Raw genomic sequence first — 21564 nt, 5'->3', positions numbered from 1 at the left:
TTAAGGCTCTAAGAGCCAACGGTAAGCCAAAGATGATTCACAGCGACATGGGAAGCCAATACACTTCTAGCCTGTTCGAAGGAACATTACAAAACTCTGGAATAAATCACTCTTACTCCCGTAAGGGGCATCCTTACGATAACGCTCGTATCGAGAGCTTCCATTCGCTCATCAAGCGCGAAATGATTTATCACGAAGAGTACAGGACCATTGATGATGTCCGGATGTCTGTCGAGTGGTATGTGAACTGGTACAACAACAGTCGCATCAACTCACGCACTGATTGGCTTCAGGCCGCCTAGACCAATGTCTGGTTTACTTAATCACGGTTATCGGCACTAACCGGCACGACGCCGTTTATAAGCCGTCACTTGTGAATTTCAAAAATTCGCCTTGTGAAGGCTTATTTGTTGCACGATACAACTTGTGAAATCCGGATGGTTCACAATCTATACCACCTGTTTTTTTCTCACCGGCAGGTCTCGGCCCTGTTCTACCTACAAAAACACCGAGAAATGACGCCTTTTTAAGCTGAAATCCGGGTTTTGAAAAATTTTCGGAGTCCGGCACCTCTCGGTGCCGAAAAAACCTGTCCATAATCTTGACATCAGCGCCGAGAATCATAGGTTCAATGCTAGATTCCCTTCCAACCAGTCAGATACAGACTTTAACTCCAGACCGCGGAAATGAATTCAGTGCGCAAGATGAGATAACAAAGAAATTCGATGTCCAGTTTTACTTTCCTGATCCCCACGCTCCATGGCAACGTGGGACCAACGAAAATACAAATGGGCTAATCCGTGAGTACGTCCCTAAAGGGACTGCAATCGAAGATTATTCAGACGAATACATTGAACAAATGGTTGAGCAAATTAATAGCCGACCTCGAAAGCTTTTCGGCTGGAGATCGGCTAAAGAATATTATTTATCTCAAGTGTTCCGGTTGAATTGACAATTCACCATAGTAAAAAGCCCACATTCTTAATGTGGGCGAAAAATTATTGGTGGTTAGCAACCCAATCGCGGTATTCGTTATGCAACATCCCCATGAAATAAGAATCGTGATATTGCCCTTCGGCAAAGAATTGCTCGATCAACGTCCCTTCTTTTCGGAAGCCTAGCTTCTCGTAGATATGAATCGCAGAGGCGTTTTTCACATCAACATACAGGTATAGCTTGTGTAAGTTTAAGTTGTTAAACCCATAACGCACACCATAAGCCATTGCCTTTGTGACATAGCCATTTCCAGTGAAAGCGCTGTTGATGTATACCTGAATCTCAGCAGTTCGATGCAGCAAATCGATATCCATAATCTCAACAACACCAACCGGCGTGCCGTCATCTTCTTGAACAATAAAACGTCGTTCGCTCTGGTCTAAGATGTGTTTATCGTATAGCAGGCTTAACTCGTCAAATGAAGAATAAGGTTCCTCAAACCACAATGCCATCGCATTGCGGGTGTTCTCTTGTTGATAGATAAACTCTAAGTCTACTTTCTCTAATGGTCGTATTATCATTGCATTCCCCTCGTCCATAACAATTATTGCCATTATTATAACGATGAGTATTAGCGAATTACCAATCAAAACCCCTAAAACAAAAGCCCACCAATTACGGTGAGCTTTGTTTACGTATTATTGTGTGACCGGCTTAGCAGTTACCATGTCAAAGAGTTGATTGACCATTGTGTAGTTTTCTTTGGTCTGCGCCTTATTCTCGTTACTTAACCAAATGACCATCGTTTTACCATCCTTGGTCGTTTTAACGGAAGGTTCAAACCCTAGCAAAACACCATGGAGACAGTACGCATTACCATCGTCATACATCCCGGCGGCATAGTTTTCATTCGGACCGGTCACAAGCATCTGTTGCAGCAAGGTCTTATTAATCAACTTACCAGCTAGTTCTTCATGCAACAACTTGTATAAATTACCAGCCGTCATTTCAATACTACCAGTGCCGACTTCGCGATTGAAAATGCTTGGGTTGTCGAAATATGGATTACCATCAGTCCCGTAATTTTCAACACGATTAGGACTAGTGATGAAATCATTATAGTTCGTGTAGTCAATGGCAAAGTTCTTTTTAAAAGTATTGTCTAGTAGTTGTTCGTATGACTTACCAGTCACTTGACGTAGTATGCCAACCAAGGCGACGTAATTGCCCGCTGAATAATACCAGGCGCCACGTTGATCCATGGTTAGATGTTTGAGTCCAAAATCAACATAGCCGGTTTCATCCAACTTGGCTTCAGTCTTACCAACCTGGTTGTACCCAGCTGTCATGTTCAACAACTGTTGTACAGTGACCGTGTCGGCGTCGGGTAATTCTGGCAAATATTGGCTTACTTTGTCTGTTAGGTGAATTTTACCAGCTGCAACTTGCTGCATGACTAGGATGGCTGTTAAATTCTTTTGAATTGACGCGATACCGTATAGTGATTTTGCAGTTGTAGGCGTATTTGCTGATTTATTGGCTAAATCATATCCTTGGTTGATGATGATTTTGCCGTTTTGGGCAACCAAGAGTGTGCCACTATGATGACTCCCCTTTACCTGTTGATCAATCTGAGTCCCTAAAGCACCTGATGGCGCAACAGTTTGATTGACATCAACCTTTATAGGCTTTTGATGCTTGGTGGTTGGTGCTTTTTCTTGGGCCACTTTATTTGGTTCATTCAAACCAATAAAAGCACCCACTGCGACAATCGTGATGACAGCAATACCGATGCCGAAATGTAGCCGTTTCATGTTATCCCCCTCATGACTAACGCTTATTTGTGATAAATCCACGCTGGATTTTGTGTCTGACTGGTGTTCGTAGCTAAGTTAAAGCCAAGTGGATTACGCAATTCTTTATAAGGTAAGGCGTACTTATTGAATGTTTTAGGGTCGATGTAAACGATACGATCAACTACCGCCTTCGTCTTGATTCGGTACACCGGTGTTGCGCTTTCAAACAAGGCATAAAAACGGTCGATATCCCCATCGTAATTAACACCTTCTAAAAATGGTGGCATGGTGACGTACATCCCATTAGTCATCTTGCCGTCATCGCCTTTATCGAATCGAACCAACTTAGAGTCCGCATTACTAAATGACGATGTAATCATCACATGGCTGCTATTCGCAGATATGCCTTGCAACTCAGGGACGCTTTCGTATAGCTTATTACCCGCCACAATTGATGGATCTTTATCACCAACTGGTTGTCCGACCATCAGCGTTGCATTGGAGTCCCCGTTAATCGCAAACTTTTGAATATTTCCCAAACCGCTGCGGGTGAAGTACCCAACCCAAAGCGCCCCATCATAGTAAGCCACAGTTGAGGCGTTAATAGCCGTTTTAAGTGTGAAATCCTGTTGATATCCAATGGGCAACTTGGTGCGAATATCATAGTTATCGATATCCGCCTGCGCAATGCCGTATAGCACAGAGTCTTTACCGTTGTGGCCAGCTACCCAAAGCAATTGATGATCAGGATCATATGAAATGCCACCAGCATGATCTTGGTATTGGAGCACCAAAGTCTTAATATAACGACCAGTCCATTTATTGAGAACATAGATGACTGAATTTGCTTTGGGTGCATGATCGTAGGCAGAGATAAAAATTTCATTACGACTAACTGCGATACCCTGTGGGTCCAAAGTGTCGACCTTAATAAGTTGGTGCTTATCGACAGATGCTTGACCAGCTTTGAGCGACCAGGCCCCTTGTAAACCAGGCAATGCAATCGCATATTGTAAATCATCATGCATCACTGGATAAGGTGACATGCGATTCAAAAATTCTTTATCTGAATACAATGGTTGTTGAGAGGCACCTCCGTAAGGCACCTTCACATCATCGCTTTTAACGGGGCTTAAGTCGGAACTAATATGTTGATGCGTCGTGAGACCCCAAAAAATAAACGCCCCCATGATTATGAGGACGCTAAAAATGATACTGACGTTTTTTCGCATATCCTAAAACCTACTCGCTTTTTATTAACCCTTATATTATACAAGAGGAACGAGATTGCGTTGATTGCTGCGGTTTTAAGCACACCTTTTCTTAAGGTGCTGTCAGTTTTCTTTGTTTTCGTGCTTTTCTTTGAATTCAGCTTGCTGTAACTCACGCTCGCTTGGTAGCTGCGGACGACGGTGCTTGCCGGCCAATGTGACAAAAAATGTGATGATGGCCAACAAAATTAGGCCGATTAACGGTAATAGTAGTCCTTGCATAGTGCCACCTCCATTGACGCGTTGTTAGTTAAGTTTTAGCATAATCAGTAGCAACCCAATAATCAATTAGATAATGAGTAGTCCGCCGTTAATCAGCATCGCGCGCAATGGGAAATGCCATGATTGATCGCTCGTGTGTTGCGCAAATTGGCGCCAAGCGAGTAAGTTGGCCAACGATGCAATTAATGTGCCTAATCCACCAGTTGTCACCCCAAGATACAATGGTGAAACGTGGCTCGTGAAGTTTGACAACAGCACGGCTGCCGGTACGTTACTGATGAATTGGCTGGAGATGGCCCCCGTGATAAATGTCATCGCCGGTGTCGTCATGCCAAGTTTAATCATGTCTGATACCCAGTCAATGCGACTGAGCGCCCCCACAATGACGAAGAACTCGACGAACATCAGTAGAATGCCATAATCGATTTGACCAAATGTTTGGCGGTTAAGGAGCAATGCCGTGATGACACTGACTAACAAGGCACCCCAGATTGGGAAGAGATTTAAAATGCCGGCTAGTACCAACAGTGTGCTAATCACCAAGATGATAACAGTCCGCTTTTCTAATGGGGTTGCAGTTAGTTCGATGTCATTGATTGGGTCGTTTTTAAAGGCAAACGGACTGAGTAACAAGAACACCAAGTTAATCACGCCGATTGGTAGTGACAGTTGCAAAAAGTGCCCTAGCGTTAAATGATAGTGTGATGCCAGATACAAGTTTTGTGGATTACAAAATGGTGTGAACGCACTGCCTAGGTTCGCAAAAATCGTGATAAAGATGACTGGTAACACCATCTTTAGCTCAAGTTTGCGGGCGATGGTCACAAAAATTGGTACGAGCGTTAGAATGGCCACGTCGTTGGTGAAAATCATTGATCCGAAGAACGACAGCAACAACGTCACTAAAATAACTTGGCGCGTCGTGCGACTCTTTTGGATAATGGTCGTCGCGATAGCCACCAATACACAGTTCGCTCGTACACACCGACTAGTAGCAACAAGGCGGCCAACGCCACAATTGTATGAACGTTGATATCCGTCCACGCCACTTGGCCAAATAGTAATGCGATAACACTCAAGATAGTCGTAATCGCTAAAGTTTTGTCAGATAGTATTTTTTTGATGAATGTTGGCATAAGACGCCCCACTTTTCTTATAGTCAGAGTATTAGTATACGGCAAAAATAAAAGCAGACCAACTGCCGTTTGGCAATTAATCTGCTGTTTTTTGCGTGATTTAGTTTTGACGACGCTTGCGTGATTGCATGTAGAAGTACAATGGCAATCCGGCTAGAGTCAAAATCAGACCAATCATGGCAAGTTGGAACTCTGAAATCAATGTCATGACAATGATGAATACCCCACCAGCGATACCAATGATTGGTACGACTGGATACAATGGCACCTTGTAAGGTCGTGGCAAATCAGGCTCGGTAATACGTAACTTGATAACGGCAACGAATACCAACGTATAGAATAGCCAGATAACGAAGATCAACATGTCAGTTAGCATGTCGAAACCACCGATAAACATCAAAGCAATAGCCAAAACAAGTTGGAAGATACCAGCCACGTATGGGATTTGGTAACGGTTCAACTTAACCAATTGCTTTGAGAATGGCAACTCGTTTTCCAAGGCCATGGCATATGGCAAACGCATTCCCGTCATCGTGTAGCCGTTTAGCGTACCGTAGATTGAAATTAAGATACCAATCGTAATCAACTTACCACCAAAGCCACCGAAAATGTGTTGCGCCACATCACTAGCGGCGTTTTCATTTCCTGAGATAGCTGACAATGGCAATGAGTGCAAGTAAACAAAGTTAACAAGCAAGTAAATGACCATGATACCAATCAACCCACCGGCGATTGCACGTGGCAAGTCCTTTTGTGGGTTCTTCATTTCACCGGCAATGTTACCAACGTGAATCCATCCATCATAGGCATACATCGTGGCCAAAAGTCCGGCACCGACAGCCGTAGCCCATGAACCGGCCTGTGAACCTGGTTCAACTGGGAACAAGCTAACATCAACACCACCTGGTTGTAGCAAACCAAAGATGATGATCAATGCCAATGGGATTAACTTAAAGAACAACGTAATTGATTGGAATTGTCCAGCAATCTTAGATCCAAGCAAGTTAATCAAAAAGACTGATGCAACAGCAATGATTCCTGCCGGAATAATCGCACTCGTTGGCAAGTGGAACAAGTTGGCGACTTGGGTACCGAAGATAACCCCCTTCGCTGCCACACTTGCTGGGAAGTACACAACAATTTGTGCCCAACCTAGCAAGTAACTTGGTAACTTACCATAGGCTCGTTCGATGTAGACCAACATTCCACCAGTTTGTGGCAATGCGGCAGCGAGTTCAGCACCGGTCAACCCGGCAGCCAAACTAATCAAACCACCCAAAATCCAAACGAATAGAGACATACTGGTTGAACCAGTAGATTGTGCAACACTAGATGCTTTAAAAAAGACACCCGCTCCAATAACAGTTCCCATGACAGTCGAAATGGCTGGCAAAAGCGTCATTGTACGATTCAGTTTGTTTTGATCGTTCATTGGAAGCCCCTTATTTAAAAATTTCAATAATGTCTATCATACCAGGTTCTGCTGTAAAAAGATAAGGAATACGGGACATATATTATCTAAAAAATAAAAAAACGCCCGAAATTAGTTCGAGCGTTAGCAACTACCTGACTTTGGCAGAGCGTAATTTACTGTTTGTGACTGTTTCTAGTTGCCGCAAAGTTGCTGCATCGACGTGCAAGCCACTTGCAATCTGGCCAAACGTCCAAGTTGGATGACGTTCGCACAAATCTAGATAGTGTTCGATAAGTTTGTCGTTAATTTTTGGTTGTACGACTTCAGCCACCCCGTTTACTGCAAAATCTGCAGCGTTGGCTTTTTCGAACGTGTAATGCAAGGTGCTTGGGCCCATTTCACCAGTAGAGTATTCCATATCTACATCCCCCGTGTTTGTATAATAGACGCTTTCTTTCCTTCATGAGATTTATATTAGCATTTAATGAACTAATTAAAAATAAACAATTAAGGGTCCTTTCCGAAAAAAACAAAGAATTTCGTACCGATGTTGACACGGTTTTGTTCTCATGGTTGCAAAATGTTACAATCAGTAAGATACATTTTTGGGAATGTTAGGAGAAATAATGTCAACGAGACAAGATTTAATTCGCAATTTTGCAATTATTGCGCACATCGACCACGGTAAGTCTACTTTGGCCGATCGTATTATGGAAATGACAAACACAGTATCAGAACGTGAAACTGAAGCCCAACTACTTGATGATTTGAGTGTTGAAAAGGCCCACGGTGTCACGGTTAAGTCTCGTACTGTGCGAAACTACTACATTGATAACAATGGAACTGAATATCAATATAACTTGATTGATACCCCAGGCCACGTCGATTTTAACTATGAAGTCTCACGTTCATTGTCAGCAACTGATGGTGTGTTACTTTTGGTCGACGCCACTAAGGGTGTGCAAGCCCAAACGGTTGCTAATTACCGTTTGGCTAAGGCTGCCAACCTGGTTATTATTCCAATCGTTAATAAGATTGATAACATGGCTGCTGAAGTTGATAAGACCATTGAAGAATTGCTTGATTTGGATGAGTCATTTAAGGAAGAAGATATCCTCAAGATTTCAGCCAAGAGTGGTTTGGGTGTTGATGCGGTTCTAGAAGCGATTCGTGACCGTATCCCTGCCCCACAAGGTGATGAAACGGGTAAGTTGAAGGCTGTGGTCTTTGACTCAAAGTTCGATCCTTACAAGGGTGTTATTGTTCAAGTGCGTTTGTTTGATGGTCAGTTGAAGTCTTCAGACAACGTGTTGCTCATGGCCAACAAGATTAAGTCACAAATCAAAGAAATGGGTGTCTTCTCACCTTTGATGACGCCACTTGATACGCTTAAGGCTGGGGATGTTGGGTTTATTGTGACTGGTATCAAGGATGCCAAGGCGGTTCGTGTCGGTGATACGATTACGCTGGCTAATGATCCGGTTGCCGAGCCACTTCCTGGTTATCAAGACGTTGAGCCAATGGTTTATGCCGGTCTTTACCCTCGTGGTAGTGAGTTTAAGGACTTGAAGATTGGTATTGAGAAGCTTGGTTTGAATGATGCCGCCTTCCAATATGAGCCAGAGCAATCTGAGGCTTTGGGGATGGGATTTCGTGGTGGATTCTTGGGAATCTTCCACTTGCAAATTATCCGTGAACGTTTGCAAGAAGAGTTTGGACTTGATGTTTTGACAACCATGCCAAATTCAACGTACCGCGTAACGGTTAAGAATGAAGACGAGCCAATTTACGTTGAAAACCCTATCCAATTCCCTGATTACGGTCAAATTGTGAAGGTTGAAGAGCCTTACATGTTGGCTAAGATGACGTTGCCAAACGAAATGTTGAACGACATTATGCGCTTGGCTGAAGGTCGTCGTGGTGAATTGGTGGACTTGGCAACGATTGGTTCAATGTTGATGGTTACCTACCGCATGCCAATTTCAGAAATCGCCTATGACTTCTTCAATGAGTTGAAGTCAGCATCACACGGATTTGCTACCCTTTCAACGGAGTTTGATTCATACCAAGAGTCAGATTTGGTTCGAATCGATATTGCGGTTGACTACGCTAAGGTTGATGCATTGACTTTCGTTATGCACCGCTCAAAGGTTGATCGTGTCGGAACTGAAATTGTGTCTAAGCTGAAGGATTTGATTCCACGCAAGTTGCAATCAATGCCAGTTCAAGCCATCGTTGAAGGTCGTGCCATCGCCCGTGCCGATGTGCCACCGCTACGTAAGGCCGCTGCTTCTGGAACCAAGGTTTCAAAGAAGCAACAACAATTGCGCCGTCAAGGTCAAAAGAAGAGCGACATCGAATTGCCACAAGCAGTCTTTGACGCCATTTTGGACATGAATAGTAATTAATCAAATAGCCTCGAACACGACTTTAAATTAAGTTGCGTTCGAGGCTTTATTGTTTTCTGCTATGAGAGTATATATTTTGACTGAAAAACGGCTTGATTTACATACCATGGTTTTCTACACTAGGTGTATTCATGTCCAGATTGGACTGATGTAAAAAGCTACGGGAGTATTTTTATGGGACCAGAAACTAAGTTTGGCCGTCAATCGTTTTTTGATGGTGGTTTGCTATCGCTAATTGGTTGGAGCGTTTTAGGGTTTATTGTCACTGTGTTCTCTGCTGGTATTCTATACCCTTGGGCATTAGTGATGGTGTACGGTTGGAAGATTAACCACACTGTTATTGACGGTCACCGCATGCAGTTTAACGGGTCTGCGGTTGGTCTATTTGGCAATTGGATCAAGTGGTTATTACTGATGATTATTACGCTAGGTATCTATGGATTTTGGGTTGGTATCAAATTGGAAGATTGGAAAGCTAAGAATACGCGTTTTTTGAATTAGTCCCAGATATGACAATTCAAAAAATTGCTATATAATAGTGGCATGAATAATCTACAAACGATTCGTGAGTTCTTTCAATTGGGAACCACTGAAGTAAGCACTGCACTACAACTGTCACCAGATGAATTACGCGCCTATGAATCAGGGGAAAAGCAGCCTGAAATCTTGATGTGGCAACGTTTTTCTGAATATTACGCGGATAAATTCCACGTGCCAGCCCTACCTGACATGGTTGAGCCAATCCACTTCCGCCTCAGTGTGGACTACTTAATGAATATTGGTCTAACGATGAACGATTTGATGGCGTTTAAGTGGTACTTTGATAACACGCGTCCAGAAATCGGTGAGTTCACGATTGCCTTGTATGAACCCGGCACAACCAAGATTGAACGTCGTACGACTGACTTGCCGGCTGTACTTGATGAATACGCTGGCTATATCTTGTTAAACAATGATGGCTCACTGAACCAATTTATCGATGAGCGTAACAACGACAAAATTAGCGATTGGCGCTTGTTGTTGTACAAAAACGACAATTTTATGGTTGATGTCACACCAGATTTGATGTATTTCGAATACTTGGTCAACATGACTGTTATGTAGAAAAAAGGAGATCTCGTATGAGGTCTCCTTTTTGGCATGCTATTTAATTGTCCACCCACCATCGATGGTAAACACTTGTCCTTGCACATAACTTGATTCTGGACTCGTGAGATATAACGTCATATCAGCAACTTCTTGCGCAACTGCCCAACGTTTAACGGGGGTTTCAGCAGCAACCTGCTTAGCCATTGCACCATCGCCGGCGAAATCAGCCGCATTCATTGGTGTGTTGATGGCACCGGGCGCAATCGCGTTAATATGAACGCCTTGATCAGCATAATCCAAAGCCAATTGTTTCATCCAGCCGACTAAGGCGTGCTTTGACATCGTGTAAGCTGCCCCGCCGCCACCAGCAATTTGCCCGGCGATTGAGGCCATGAACACCATTTGTCCAGCTTGGCGTATCACCATGTGTGGTAAGAGAGCCAAACTTAATTGTACAGCAGCGTTAACATTGACGTTCATCAATTGTTGAATAGCTGCAAAGTCGGTGTCTAAGGCTGGTGTAAATGCATCTAATACACCAGCGGTGCTGAGAAAGATATCAACAGTGCTTAGTTCGACGTTATGCGACGCAATCCACTCGCCTAGCTGGGTCATATCACTTAAATCTAGTTGATATGGTGTCAAACGAACGTGCGTAACCGGTATTGGTTGCTTATCAATTGCGATGACCGTCGCCCCAGCATCTAAATAGGTGTTTAACTGGGCCAATCCAATCCCTGATGCAGCCCCAGTTAACAAAATGGTTTGATTTTTATAATCTTGTGTAATCATTACTTTTCCAAATCAACGCGCTTGCTCAAAATGTAGAAGATAACAGCGCCGATAATCAAAGCTGCTAGCTCACCGAGGGCTGTCCAAGCAAATGTTACCCAGAATGGCGTCTTGGCCATAAAGTACAACTCGGCGGCAATAACCCACATCATTAATGCATCGATAACGGTACTAATTGCTAGTCGCTTAACCACGCTCTTAACCTTGCGCGTGGCAAAGTAAGACATCGTGGTCATAGCCAATGTCCCAGCTGTACCGACAATCATGTCGACAATGCCGTATGGTGACCAAATGTTGGCAATAAATACACCAATCGTCAAAGCGATGATGTAGCGCTTGTTGAAGACGACCAAATGGTTAAAGCCTTCAGAAAAGCGTAGTTGGAATGGGCCGTATGAGGCAAATGGCAAAGCCACAGTTGCGACAGCATATAAAGCTGCGATAACGGCAATTAGTGAAATATCACGCGCTGAAAAAGAGCGCTTTTTCGTGTCCATATTTAATTCTCTCCTAGTTTTTTTGAGTGGGATGGTTACGAACCACTAACCTACAGCATAGCAAAATCACTCCTTATCGGCAATAAGCGTTTTTCAGGACAACCTTGTTAAACTTCTCCTAGTTATGGTAATTTGGAAAAACACTTATTTTTTCCATGGAGGATTTTTATGAAACGCTTTTTTGAACGATCATTTATTTTGGGTATCGTCACAACGTTGATGATGGTGACGATAATTAGTATTTGGAACGGTACTTGGGTTGCAGGTTGGCATGAGAAAACAATTCTTGCGACACTAACTATTGTACCGTTGACGTTCATACTAGCGTTCCTATTGAAGGAAAACGTGACTTTGCCATTGGTTGTTAAGCTACACAATGTCTTGCCAGCTTGGTTCAGTCGCCTAATTCCGCGTCGTCACTCGATGGCAGTGTTCATTGTCACTGGTAACGTTTCGATTATGTCATTCTACGGGTTGTACATGTCCCACCACTACGACACGCATCACTTGATTCATTCCTACTTTATTCAATGGGCCCACACGCTACTCTTCGCGATTCCACTATTGCTTTTCGTGGTTCGCCCACTTGTGAATGGCGTATCCGACCTCGTTTGGCGTCAAGAAGATGCAGCTTAAATTATATTAATAGCATAAGTTGCCTAGCCTGGTTGTCCTAAAAATCAGGCTTTTTTAGTTCCGGAAATTAGATTTATATGTGAACTTTTGGTAAGCTGTTACTCGTACATGTGCGAGGAGGTCACATGAAAAATTCAAAAAAGACCAAGAAAATCGGGTTATTCCAGCTTGTTATGTTGGGACTTGGTTCTCTCATTGGTTCAGGTTGGCTATTTGGTGCTTGGGAAGCTTCTCAAGTTGCAGGTCCAGCCGCTATCATATCCTGGGTAATTGGCGGTATTGTTATCGGAACAATCGCCTATAACTATATTGAGCTTGGTACGATGTTCCCCCAATCTGGTGGAATGAGTAAATACGCACAGTATACCCACGGATCATTGCTCGGATTCATTGCATCGTGGGCAAACTGGACTTCTTTAATTACTTTGATTCCAATTGAGTCAGTCGCAGCTGTTCAGTATATGAGTTCATGGCCCTGGTCATGGGCAAAATGGACGCAGAGCTTCATGGCGAACGGGTCAATTACATCAGAAGGATTGTTAGCTGTTTTCTTTTTCATCGCTGTGTTCACGTTGCTGAATTATTGGTCGGTGGAGCTATTAACGAACTTTACGAGCTTAATCTCAGTCTTTAAAATTGGGGTACCGTTGCTAACGATCATCATGTTGACGATGTCGGGTTTTCACCCAGAAAACTACGGGACATCATTACATGAGTTTATGCCATATGGTACAGCACCAATCTTTGCAGCCACGACTGTTTCGGGGATTATCTTTTCATTTAACGCCTTTCAAACGGTTATCAACATGGGAAGTGAGATTGAAAACCCTAAGCAAAACATCGGTCGCGGTATCGTCTATTCGTTATTAATTAGTGGTGTGTTATACATCCTGCTTCAAAGCACTTTTATCACAGCTTTGAAGCCTGACATGATTGCAGCTAGCGGTTGGCATGGCATTAACTTTGCATCACCGTTTGCTGACTTGGCAATTTTGCTTGGTATTCATTGGCTTTCAGTGTTGTTGTACATGGATGTTTTCGTTTCACCATTTGGGACTGGGGTCTCATTCGTAGCGTCATCTAGTCCTACGTTGGCGGCCATGGTTTCTAATAACCATATTCCAAAATTCGTTGGTAAGATTAACGAAAAATACGGTACACCACGTATCGCGATGGTGGTTAATGCCATTCTCAGTATGCTGATGGTGTCTATTTTCCGTTCATGGGGAACGCTAGCTAGTGTTATCTCAACGTCAACGTTGATTGCCTACCTAACTGGCCCCGTCACAGTTATTTCATTACGTGAAATGGCGCCTGAGTTTAATCGCCCATTCCGCGGTAAGATTCTAAAAATTATGGCGCCACTATCGTTTGTTTTGGCATCACTTGCGACTTACTGGGCGATGTGGCCCACGACAGTTCAAGTTATTTTAGTTATCTTGCTCGGATTGCCTTTCTACTTTTACTACGAGTGGCGCACTGGTTTCAACAAGACGAAACGTGCGTTTGAAGGTAGTTTCTGGATGATTGGTTATTTGATTTTTATCTCAATCATGTCATACATCGGATCGAAAGAATTTAACGGTCAAAATTGGATTCATTATCCATTTGATTTCATGGTCATTATTGCTGGCTCACTGTTGTTCTATTATTGGGGAACTGTTAGTCACGTGATGACCAAATACTTTAAGCAAGCGCAACGCGTTAATGCGAAAGTGAAAGTTAAAAAGTAACTGAAAAATGCCGGATGATTCAAGTCATCCGGCATTTTTTAATGTGAGTTTTATTTTTAATATTAAGCGCGCCACTTGGTCAAGTACTCGTTAGCGGCATCAACGTCAGGCACACGCAAACGTTGGCCAGTCATCGACTCAGTGTTCTCAAAGTGCAATGCACCGATTAGTTCACCAACCATCTTTGACTTTACATAACTATCCTTGCGGTACAAAGATGGACGAACACGTGTGTTAACTGGGCCAAGAATCAATGAGTTAACGTTGAATCGTCCAGCCATCTCGACAGCATACAGCTCACTCATCATGAGGGCGGCTGCCCCAGCTGGTGCGACTGGACCTGAGAACTTACTGAAAGCAGCGTCTTCTGCGGAAACACCACTAATAAACGTGTAGTTCGCACCTTGACGAAGCAATGGCATCAACGTCTTGCTGGCAACAAAGTGAGCCGTCAACAAGCCTTGCATCAATTCTTCCCACTCTGCCTTAGTAATATCAGTCAAGGCAGCACCTTGCCACCAACCGCCAAGTGATGACACCATGCCGTCTAGTTGTTCGAAGTTATCAACAATCACATCGTGCATCTTTTGTGCGTCATCTTCATTTGAAATATCACCGAACAAGTAGAACACGTTCTTACGGAATGGTTGATCAACAAATCCTAATGCATCCAACGCTTTTTCTTCAGAACGAGATGGCACTAGTACGGTTGCGCCATTCTCTGCTAAATACTTGACGATGCCCTCACCAACGGCCCCGGTTCCACCGGCGACCAAAATAACTTTACCCTCGTACATATTATTTGCCTCTTGTTTCGTTAATTCGTATGGCTATCATACCTGCTTTCGGCGCGCGAGTGTTGCAAAAAGGGAACATTTTTAAGTGAATGAGCGCTTATTTATCAGTATATTCGCGGATAACCTGCAAGATGTCAGCACGGGCGTCGTTGACATGGACGCTTTCACGAGCTAGCAGATAGATGTCAAACGTTGGTACGTCGTCATTTAATAACTTGATAAAGTGCATGTCGCGATCAGTTTCCTGTAGGGCTAACGTCGTTATCAAGGTCATTCCTAGCCCCTCCTTCACCACGCCTTTTAAAGCTTCGACGTTTGAAGTTGTGTAAAGAATACGTGGGAATGTTTCGGTGCTGCTCGTCAGCTCTTTAAACACCCGACTGTGGATGAAACCTTCGTTCAACAGAATGAAATCGTCGTTAGCGACGTCTTCAAAGTACATTTCATCTGGTAAAGCTTTATTTGTTGTCGCAAGCACAAATGGAAATGATGCGACCTTTTGAGCGACAACGCCAGGAATATGAACTTGATCAATAGAAGCAACCAAACCGAATTTTAGTTTTCCGTCAGCAATTTGAGCCATTAAATCCGCACTACCCATTTCAACCGCTTCGAAGTTCAGCAGCAAATGACGCTTAGCTAGCTGACGGGTTACCGGCATAAAATAGTAAGTTCCGATAATTGGTGGCAAACCAAAACGTAACTTTTTCAAAGAATGCAGGCGAACTTCTTCCTTGGTAAACGCAATTTCACTTTGAATCTGCTTGGCCAAGTCCAAAACCAGTTCACCGGTTCGCGTGAGTTCCACTGATTTTTTTGACGCATGTCGTTCTAATAATTCGCTATCAAACTCTTCTTCGAGTCGCTTGATGGCGTACGTAATAGTTGGTTGTGTGACACCAAACTGCTCTGACACAGCTGTGAACTGCTTTAACTCCGCCAGGGCAGAGAAGTAAGACAGGTCTTTAAAGTTCATTGCGACACCCCTTCTTTCGTTGTTATACATAAATTTTATCATATCTGTTTAATTTGACTATAAAAATTTATAGGTAGTAGATTGGGCACCGTTAAGAAATTATTTATAGATTTAAGGGAGATGTTTACACCATGCGTGGACAAGAGATTTTAAACAACCCCTTCTTGAATAAGGGTACTGCCTTTACTGAGGAAGAGCGTGCAGAACTTGGTTTGACTGGTATGTTGCCAGCCCATGTTCAAACGATTCAAGAGCAAGCTGATCAAGCTTATGCCCAATACCTAACAAAGGTTAACGACGTTGAAAAGCGTATTTTCCTTTCAACGTTGTTCGACACGAACCGCACGTTGTTCTACTACTTGGTAGATCAACACGTTGCTGAGTTCATGCCAGTTGTCTACGACCCAACAATCGCAAACACGATTGAAAACTACTCAGCATTGTTTGTGAACCCACAAAACGCTGCGTTCTTGGACATCAACCACCCAGAGAACATCGAAGCAACGTTGAAGAACGCTGCTGATGGCCGCGACATTAAGTTGTTGGTTGCCACTGATGCTGAAGGTATCTTGGGAATCGGTGACTGGGGTGTTCAAGGTGTTGATATCGCCGTTGGTAAGTTGATGGTTTACACGGCTGCCGCTGGTATCGACCCTGCTTCAGTTTTGCCAGTTTCTGTTGATGCTGGTACGAACCGCAAGGAATTGTTGGAAGACCCACTATACTTGGGAAACCGTCACGAACGTGTTCGTGGTGACCAATACTTTGAGTTCATTGATAAGTTCGTTAAGACGGCGCAATCATTGTTCCCAGAGATGTACTTGCACTTCGAAGACTTCGGTCGTTCAACGGCAACGAAGATTTTGAACACGTACAAGAATGATTGGCCAACGTTTAACGATGACATTCAAGGTACTGGAATCGTTGTAACGTCAGCTGTTTTGGGTGCCTTGGCTATTACTGGTGAAGACATCAAGTCACAAACGTACTTGACGTACGGTGGTGGTTCAGCTGGTACGGGTATTGCTAACCGTGTCTTGGCTGAGTTTATGCAACAAGGTTTGTCAGAAGAAGAAGCTCGTAAGCACTTCTACATGGTTGACCGTCAAGGATTGTTGTTCGACGATGACGAAACGTTGACGCCTGAGCAAAAGCCATTCGCCCGTTCACGTTCAGAATTTGAGAACGCTGACGAGTTGACGGATTTGTTGTCAGTTGTTAAGGCTGTTAAGCCAACTGTTTTGGTTGGTACGTCAACTAACCCTGGTTCATTTACTAAGGAAGTCGTTGAAGCAATGGTTGCTAACACGGATCACCCAAAGATCTTCCCATTGTCAAACCCTACGAAGTTGCACGAAGCAATGCCAGATGATTTGATCAAGTGGTCAGACGGTAAGGCATTGGTTGCAACTGGTGTGCCTGTTGATCCTGTTACGGCTTCAAACGGCGTAACTTACGAAATCGGACAAGCTAACAACATGTTGGTTTACCCTGGTTTGGGATTGGGTACGATTGTTGCTAAGGCTAAGGTCTTGTCAGATGGTATGATTTCAGCCGCTGCCCACGCTTTGGGTGGTATGGTCGATGCTTCACAACCTGGTGCCCCTGTTTTGCCACCTGTTTCACGTTTGTCAGAAATGTCATTCCGTGTTGCGGTTGCCGTGGCTAAGCAAGCAATTGCTGAAGGTTTGAACCAAGTTGAAATTGACGACGTTGAAGCTGCTGTTAAGGCTGCTCAATGGACGCCTGAATACTAATCGAATATAGGAGATATTTGGGAAATGTCTGCATTGCTAACTTCAATCTCATCTGTTGTTGAGATTATCTTCGTGATTGCTTTGGGTTACTTCCTCCGCAATGGTGGTAAGTTCCAAGACTCATTCAAGCACGATATCGAATTCTTGATTATGAAGGTTGCGTTGCCTTTGAACATCTTCGTTGGTGTTTTGGACAACTTGACCCGTTCTAAGTTGATTTCACTTTCTGGCTCATTGATCTTTGTGATTATTTCTTTCGCCTTTGGTTACCTAGTAGCCTGGCTTTTGACAAAGATTATGAAGGTGCCTGAGGGTCGTCGCGGAACGTTCATTAACATGTTCGTTAATGCCAACACGATTTTCATTGGTTTGCCTTTGAACTTGGCATTGTTTGGTGAACACTCATTGTCATTCTTCTTGGTTTACTACTTGGCTAATACGGTTTCAACGTGGGCCATCGGTATCTTCTTCATCCAAAACGACGGTCCTAAGGTCGCTGACAAGAAGTTCAACTGGAAGAAGTTGTTGCCTGCCCCATTGCTAGGATTTATCGTGGCTTTGGTATGGTTGTTGCTAGATTTGCCTTTGCCTACGTTGGTTGATAAGACGTTCTCAATGGTTGGTGGTGTCGTAACGCCATTGTCATTGATTTACATTGGTATCGTCTTGGCTGATGCTGGTTTGAAGTCAATCCACTTCGATCGCGATACAATCGTTGCTTTGCTTGGTCGTTTTGTCTTCGCTCCTGCCGTTATGATTGTTATCATGATGATGTTTAAGGGTGCGATGAACATTCCATCAGTTGAGCAAGGTACGTTGATTATCCAAGCAGCTGCCCCTGGATTGGCTGTGTTGCCTATCTTGGTTGGTGAAGCTAAGGGTGACGTTGAATACGCAACAAACGTTGTCACGACGTCTACTGTCCTATTCGTGATTGTTGTGCCAATCTTGATGCAAATCATCACGATGTTGTAATTAAAAAATTAGGGATGTGGCCTGTGCGCAAACGAACATGCAGAACACTTTTACTAAACTAGTGCATGTCACATCACCTATTAAAAAGACCTCGGAATAGTCGTTCCGAGGTCTTTTTTGTTATTATTTTAGGATTTTCACAGTTAGTCCGAGCATAACTGCAACCAATGCGAACCCAATTACCGGCATGGTTGTTGCCCCTGATGCTTGATAAACCCAACCAGTGATTAGTGGTAAGACCACCATACCGGCTTGGCAAAACGCTAGGTTGCGACTAACCATCAACTTGGCCGTTTGATCATCGTGGCGTTCATACGGCACCATCATCATCAATGGGTAGAGCGCTGAGAGTCCCAATCCAATCGCGAAACTAGAGAACAGTAGCACTGCTGTATTCGGTACAAATAGTAGCCCCATCCCACCAAATGTCAGCACGATGTGACCCAAAATCAATTGCTTGTTTGAGAACCATTTCGTTGTTAATCCGGTTAGGAAACGACCGACCATCAATCCTGCCCAAAATAACGTTGTGGCATTCGCTGCTAATGATTCTGAGAGCTTCAAGCGATCCACGGCATAACTAGACAAGTACTTACCGACAACTAGTTCAACTGAATAGAAAAAGTAGAAGATTGGTAGCAACCAGTCAGCCCCACGCAATTTACCGCTAGTCTCCGTCACTGTATCAACACCATTGTCTTTTTCGGCGAATTCTCGGCGGGTTTGATAAACAAACATCATAATCAACAATTGCAAGACGCCAATGATTAGGACACCGATGCGCCAGCCAGTTGGGAATAGCAAACTGATGGCAAGGATTAGCGAACTCAGCGTAACGCCAACACCGTACATACCATGTAAAATGCTCATCAAACCACTTGTGAAGTGCTTGGCGGCATAGTCATTAACCGCAATATCAATTGCCCCTTGTCCTAATCCTAACGCCACAGACGCCAAAATAAGCAGAATTGTGGCCTCTCCCCAAAGCAACAGGAGAATACCAATCATGACAAACCCCATGCTCACAAGCATAATTGATGCCATCGTCATCGCTTTAGCGAGTTTTGGATAGAGCAACGTCGAAATAAATGAAAACGCCAGACTAATCATCGTTAGATATCCGACATAATCAACATTCACGTGGTATGTTTGGCGGACAGCCGGCCAAGCACTCCCCATAATGGCATCTGGCAAACCAAGCCCGATATAGATTAGAAAGTTCACCAGAATAATGAATGTTCCGATTTTAACAGGTTTTGTCATGAGTAACTCCTAAGTACGCTAATTATCGATAGTTTACGTGAAAAGTATGTCTAAAATATGAAAACACGAGACCTGACACCAGATCTCGTGTTATGACTTGCACTATTACAATTGACCCCATGCAGATGATGAAATTGATGGGAATAGGTAAACCATTCGCTCAATTTCAGCGGGGCCAAACTTAAATTCAATGGCTGGCAACAAGGTATTAATCACATCGTCGGCCTTGTTTGACACTTCAGTTGCCCCGACAAGCTTGTGGGCCTTGTCGAAGATTAAGACGTTGTCGCCAATCGTTTCCTTGTCAACTTGACGATACCAATCATCAGGGATGTGGTTTGTCTCGATTGTGTACAACTCAGGGTTGGCTTCCGCCTCGGCAACGGTTACACCTACTTGAGCCAAACGTGGTGACGTGAAGACAACTGATGGGATTGCTGGATAAACAATCGGATCGGTCGTTTCACCCGCAAATGTGTGCATCAAGTACAGTGACTCAAAGACAGCCGTTGGTGTTAGCTTTGGTTGCACCTTATCAATTACATCCCCAGACGCATAGATATTTGGCACTGACGTACGCAAGTAATCATCCACCGTGATACCGGCTGGCGTGTAATCAACGCCCACTTCTTCCAAACCAAGGTTTTCGACGTTTGGTACGCGACCAGTTGCATCAAGGACCCAATCAGTCTCGATGTTCAAGTCTTGGCCACGAACGACCAAACCTTCAGCCCCTTGCACAATGGCTTCAACGGCTGTTTCACGAATAAAGGTCACGCCGTGCTTTTCCAAATCAGCGATGATTTGTTCAACGAATGGTTGGTGATAAGCCTTCAAAGCTTGCTTACCACGCAAAATAACCGTAACATCTGCACCGGCTGCATTTGCCATTGTGGCGCATTCCATGGCGATGTAACCACCACCAATAATTGTTAGTCGTTCAGGCATATCCGCCAAATTCAAAAAGTCTTCTGAATCGTGCGCCAAGTCTGAGCCAGGAATCGTCAAACGGTGTGGACGAAGCCCAGTAGAGATGACAATCTTATCAGCAGTCTTCGCTTCACCGTTTACCATCACAGTGTGGGCATCAGCCAACGTACCGCGACCAAATAGAACATCAACATTTGTTGAATCCATCAAACCTTGAATGAAGGCTGGCAAGCCATCAATCACGTCATGCTTGTGGGCTTGGCTTTCCGCCCAATCAATTGTCGTCTCGCCATTTACAATACCGTGCACTTCTTCCAAGTGACGTTGCATTGCAACTGGTGAATCTAAGACAATCTTCGCGTTGCAACCACGATTTGGGCAGGTTCCTCCGACCAAATCTTGTTCAACAACACCAACCTTCTTTCCTTTCGCTCCCAATGGAATTGCACCATCAAACGTTCCGTGTCCTGATCCAATATACAGCACATCGTAATCGTAGTTTGCCATGTTCTTGCCTCCTAAAGGGTGTATATGCGATTTTCGGTGTCCCGTGTCTCTCACCTACGGGACACATCCATTGTATCTAAATTGTAAGTGAAATGCATATTATCTGCTTGTTCTTTAGAAGTTTTTGACAAATGGCGCAAAAAAACACCCCAGATAATGTGGTGTACCCCGAAAGTTACTTTAACTTTCGGGGTTTTCTTTATGACTAGAGTTTCAAAACAAACAAAATTTAAAGTTATCCAGGAATATTTTCTAGGAGTAGACAGCAAAAGGTCGATAGCGAGACGTTATGGTCTGGACTAAAAGGCATTCGACCTCCTCATTGCAGCCTACGAAACACATGGGCCAGATGTGTTGTTCAATCCGCCAAAAGTTACTACGGAATTTAGAATTGCATTGGCTTCTTGGGCAATCAAAAATAACGCTTCA

General features: G+C 43.8%; 22 protein-coding genes and 1 riboswitch. Of the genes, 9 read left to right on the top strand and 13 right to left on the bottom strand.

What is annotated here, in order from left to right:
* Both C6P11_RS05925 and C6P11_RS05920 read left to right on the top strand, forming a co-directional pair.
* The coding region (locus C6P11_RS05925; protein WP_167849540.1) for an integrase core domain-containing protein at positions 1 to 302 on the top strand (302 nt) is incomplete at its 5' end.
* Between the two features lie 287 nt (positions 303 to 589).
* A complete protein-coding gene (locus tag C6P11_RS05920; RefSeq protein ID WP_432430733.1) occupies positions 590 to 952 on the top strand; it encodes an IS30 family transposase in 363 nt (120 codons plus the stop codon).
* Between the two features lie 46 nt (positions 953 to 998).
* Here the strand turns inward: C6P11_RS05920 and C6P11_RS05915 are convergent, their stop codons facing one another.
* The 7 genes from C6P11_RS05915 to C6P11_RS05890 all read right to left on the bottom strand — a co-directional run bounded on the left by C6P11_RS05915 (position 999) and on the right by C6P11_RS05890 (position 7193).
* Positions 999 to 1517, bottom strand: coding sequence for a GNAT family N-acetyltransferase (locus C6P11_RS05915; protein ID WP_135519499.1), 519 nt, complete (start codon positions 1515 to 1517; stop codon positions 999 to 1001).
* 117 nt (positions 1518 to 1634) lie between these two features.
* Positions 1635 to 2750, bottom strand: a complete 1116-nt coding sequence (locus tag C6P11_RS05910) for a serine hydrolase domain-containing protein (RefSeq protein WP_135519497.1) — start codon at positions 2748 to 2750, stop codon at positions 1635 to 1637.
* A gap of 23 nt (positions 2751 to 2773) precedes the next feature.
* Positions 2774 to 3844: a hypothetical protein gene (locus tag C6P11_RS05905; RefSeq protein WP_245299799.1), complete on the bottom strand. Its 1071-nt coding sequence runs from the start codon at positions 3842 to 3844 to the stop codon at positions 2774 to 2776.
* Between the two features lie 222 nt (positions 3845 to 4066).
* Positions 4067 to 4225, bottom strand: coding sequence for a hypothetical protein (locus C6P11_RS10965; protein WP_167849539.1), 159 nt, complete (start codon positions 4223 to 4225; stop codon positions 4067 to 4069).
* Positions 4226 to 4291: 66 nt separating this feature from the next.
* A complete protein-coding gene (locus C6P11_RS05900; RefSeq protein WP_245299801.1) occupies positions 4292 to 5185 on the bottom strand; it encodes an SLC13 family permease in 894 nt (297 codons plus the stop codon).
* A 276-nt stretch (positions 5186 to 5461) separates the two neighbouring features.
* Positions 5462 to 6793, bottom strand: a complete 1332-nt coding sequence (locus tag C6P11_RS05895; RefSeq protein ID WP_135519493.1) for an APC family permease — start codon at positions 6791 to 6793, stop codon at positions 5462 to 5464.
* A 130-nt stretch (positions 6794 to 6923) separates the two neighbouring features.
* Entirely contained in the window at positions 6924 to 7193 is a 270-nt protein-coding gene (locus tag C6P11_RS05890; RefSeq protein ID WP_135519491.1) for a helix-turn-helix domain-containing protein, read from the bottom strand.
* 208 nt (positions 7194 to 7401) lie between these two features.
* Between C6P11_RS05890 and lepA the strand changes: the two genes are divergently transcribed.
* The 3 genes from lepA (at position 7402) to C6P11_RS05875 (ending at position 10287) form a co-directional block, all read left to right on the top strand.
* On the top strand, positions 7402 to 9183 hold the full coding sequence (gene lepA, locus C6P11_RS05885) for a translation elongation factor 4 (protein WP_135519489.1): 1782 nt from the start codon (positions 7402 to 7404) through the stop codon (positions 9181 to 9183).
* A gap of 174 nt (positions 9184 to 9357) precedes the next feature.
* Complete coding sequence (locus tag C6P11_RS05880; RefSeq protein ID WP_135519487.1) at positions 9358 to 9684, top strand: DUF898 family protein; 327 nt, start codon at positions 9358 to 9360, stop codon at positions 9682 to 9684.
* A gap of 42 nt (positions 9685 to 9726) precedes the next feature.
* On the top strand, positions 9727 to 10287 hold the full coding sequence (locus C6P11_RS05875) for a transcriptional regulator (RefSeq protein WP_003608358.1): 561 nt from the start codon (positions 9727 to 9729) through the stop codon (positions 10285 to 10287).
* A 39-nt stretch (positions 10288 to 10326) separates the two neighbouring features.
* On the opposite strand, the gene C6P11_RS05870 is transcribed toward C6P11_RS05875, so the two are convergent.
* Together C6P11_RS05870 and C6P11_RS05865 are read right to left on the bottom strand one after the other, a co-directional pair.
* Entirely contained in the window at positions 10327 to 11064 is a 738-nt protein-coding gene (locus C6P11_RS05870; protein WP_135519485.1) for a 3-oxoacyl-ACP reductase, read from the bottom strand.
* Positions 11064 to 11561: a QueT transporter family protein gene (locus tag C6P11_RS05865; RefSeq protein ID WP_135519483.1), complete on the bottom strand. Its 498-nt coding sequence runs from the start codon at positions 11559 to 11561 to the stop codon at positions 11064 to 11066. Before C6P11_RS05865 ends, C6P11_RS05870 begins: the two co-directional genes overlap by 1 nt.
* A gap of 7 nt (positions 11562 to 11568) precedes the next feature.
* Positions 11569 to 11613, bottom strand: a riboswitch (PreQ1 riboswitch).
* 116 nt (positions 11614 to 11729) lie between these two features.
* Here C6P11_RS05865 and C6P11_RS05860 point away from each other — a divergent pair.
* Complete coding sequence (locus C6P11_RS05860) at positions 11730 to 12197, top strand: hypothetical protein (RefSeq protein ID WP_135519482.1); 468 nt, start codon at positions 11730 to 11732, stop codon at positions 12195 to 12197.
* A gap of 173 nt (positions 12198 to 12370) precedes the next feature.
* Complete coding sequence (locus C6P11_RS05855) at positions 12371 to 13930, top strand: APC family permease (RefSeq protein ID WP_245299800.1); 1560 nt, start codon at positions 12371 to 12373, stop codon at positions 13928 to 13930.
* Positions 13931 to 13992: 62 nt separating this feature from the next.
* Here C6P11_RS05855 and C6P11_RS05850 read toward each other — a convergent pair whose 3' ends face one another.
* Positions 13993 to 14727 (bottom strand): SDR family NAD(P)-dependent oxidoreductase, encoded by a 735-nt coding sequence (locus C6P11_RS05850; RefSeq protein ID WP_135519478.1) that lies wholly within the window; start codon positions 14725 to 14727, stop codon positions 13993 to 13995.
* A gap of 97 nt (positions 14728 to 14824) precedes the next feature.
* Entirely contained in the window at positions 14825 to 15703 is an 879-nt protein-coding gene (locus tag C6P11_RS05845) for a LysR family transcriptional regulator (RefSeq protein ID WP_135519476.1), read from the bottom strand.
* Between the two features lie 131 nt (positions 15704 to 15834).
* On the opposite strand from C6P11_RS05845, the gene C6P11_RS05840 reads away from it, so the two are divergent.
* A complete protein-coding gene (locus tag C6P11_RS05840; protein WP_135519474.1) occupies positions 15835 to 17460 on the top strand; it encodes a malolactic enzyme in 1626 nt (541 codons plus the stop codon).
* 24 nt (positions 17461 to 17484) lie between these two features.
* On the top strand, positions 17485 to 18435 hold the full coding sequence (locus C6P11_RS05835) for an AEC family transporter (protein ID WP_135519472.1): 951 nt from the start codon (positions 17485 to 17487) through the stop codon (positions 18433 to 18435).
* 123 nt (positions 18436 to 18558) lie between these two features.
* Here the strand turns inward: C6P11_RS05835 and C6P11_RS05830 are convergent, their stop codons facing one another.
* The gene (locus tag C6P11_RS05830) at positions 18559 to 19698 is read right to left on the bottom strand and encodes an MFS transporter (protein WP_135519470.1); all 1140 of its coding nucleotides are present in this window, start codon (positions 19696 to 19698) and stop codon (positions 18559 to 18561) included.
* A 105-nt stretch (positions 19699 to 19803) separates the two neighbouring features.
* A complete protein-coding gene (locus C6P11_RS05825) occupies positions 19804 to 21135 on the bottom strand; it encodes a dihydrolipoyl dehydrogenase family protein (protein ID WP_135519468.1) in 1332 nt (443 codons plus the stop codon).
* Positions 21136 to 21564 lie beyond the last annotated feature (429 nt).

It is taken from the genome of Weissella confusa (assembly GCF_004766315.1).
Lineage (GTDB): Bacteria > Bacillota > Bacilli > Lactobacillales > Lactobacillaceae > Weissella > Weissella confusa_A.
This window is presented reverse-complemented; position numbering and strand designations above follow the sequence as displayed.